A 1,431-nucleotide genomic window follows, 5' to 3' on the forward strand; every position below is an offset into this window, starting at 1 on the left:
TGGACTGCCCCCAAGAAGTTGGACAAAAAATCCAACCCTTGGGGGACCTATGGGCAAATACACAGAGCAATTCAAGCTCACAGCCATCTCAGCCTATTTGGATGGCAATGAGGGCTTCCGAAAGGTAGCTCAGCATTTCGGTATCGACTTCAGTCTGCTGCGGCGGTGGGTTTCCAGCCATCAGAGCAAGTCCAGCCTTTCTCCGCGCTCACACGGGCGGCGTTATGACGACGATTTCAAGCGGCAGGTGCTGAGCTTCATGCACGAGCATCGCCTTTCTATGCGTCAGACAGCAGCGCATTTTGGCCTCGGCCAATCGTCGCAGATAGGCAACTGGCAGCGGCAGTACTACAGTGGTGACCCTGTAGCTCCTGTCGACCGCCAGAAAAAGCTGATCAAAGTGCCGAAGAAGATCAAACCAGCAAAACCCACAGATACAGACGATTCACAAAAGCCCCGAGACCAGCTGATGGCGGAGCTCGAATACCTGCGCATGGAGAACGCTGTCTTAAAGGAGCTCAAGGCTTTGCGGGAGGAAAAGGAACGAATATCGGGGAAAAAGTCCTGATCGTTTCCAAGCTCAAGCGTAGATTTCCTTTGCCTGACCTGCTGCGACTGATCGGGCTGGCTCGCAGTACCTTTTACTATCAGGTGCAGAGCCAGCAGAAGCCGGACAAATATGCCGAGCTTAAAGAGAAGATTCAGCAGGTCTATCACAAAGAGAAAGGGCGCTACGGCTATCGACGCATTGCACTCGTGATCAGGAAAGATGGGGTGCTGGTCAACAAGAAGGTCATCGAGAAGCTGATGGCTGTCCTGGGTTTGAAGTCACTGGTGCGTCCCAAGAAATATCAGTCGTACCAAGGTGCTGTTGGCAAGATAGCGGAGAATCTGCTGGAGCGAAATTTCGTCGCTCAGCGTCCTAACCAGAAATGGGTGAGTGACGTAACCGAGTTCAAAGTAGCGCAACAGAAGCTCTATCTTTCGCCAGTGATGGATTTGTACAACGGGGAAATCATCGCCTATGAGACGGCTACTCGCCCTCAGTACAGCCTGGTTGGAAACATGCTCGACAAGGCGCTCAAGACCTTGGGAGAGAAGCCTAAACTGGTGCTCCACACTGACCAGGGATGGCAGTACCAGCAAGCTCAATATCGACACACGCTCCGCAGTCGCGGCGTGAAACAGAGCATGTCTCGTAAAGGCAATTGCCTGGACAACGCAGCTATGGAAAGCTTCTTCGGCACGCTGAAGTCAGAGTTTTTCTACCTCAAGCGTTTCGAGAGTATTGATGAACTGAAAGCGGGTCTGGATGAGTACATTCACTACTACAACCATGACCGCATCAAGCTGAGGCTCAATGGCCTGAGCCCTGTCGAGTACAGGACCCAGGCGGCAGCTTAAACTGTCCAACTTTTTGGGGGCAGTCCA

Annotated in this window: 1 protein-coding gene; it reads left to right on the plus strand. The window is 52.6% G+C overall.

Features of this window, described 5'->3' with window-relative positions; translation table 11 throughout:
• Window positions 1-49: 49 nt before the first annotated feature.
• Window positions 50-1,404, plus strand: a protein-coding gene (locus CAG18_RS25890; RefSeq protein ID WP_143492706.1) for an IS3 family transposase whose coding sequence is annotated in 2 segments (ribosomal slippage) — window positions 50-520 and window positions 523-1,404 — 1,353 coding nt in all. Because the reading frame shifts where the segments join, the coding sequence is not laid out codon by codon here.
• Window positions 1,405-1,431 lie beyond the last annotated feature (27 nt).

Source organism: Pseudomonas sp. B22(2017) (assembly GCF_002113105.1).
Taxonomy (GTDB): Bacteria; Pseudomonadota; Gammaproteobacteria; order Pseudomonadales; family Pseudomonadaceae; genus Aquipseudomonas; species Aquipseudomonas asiatica.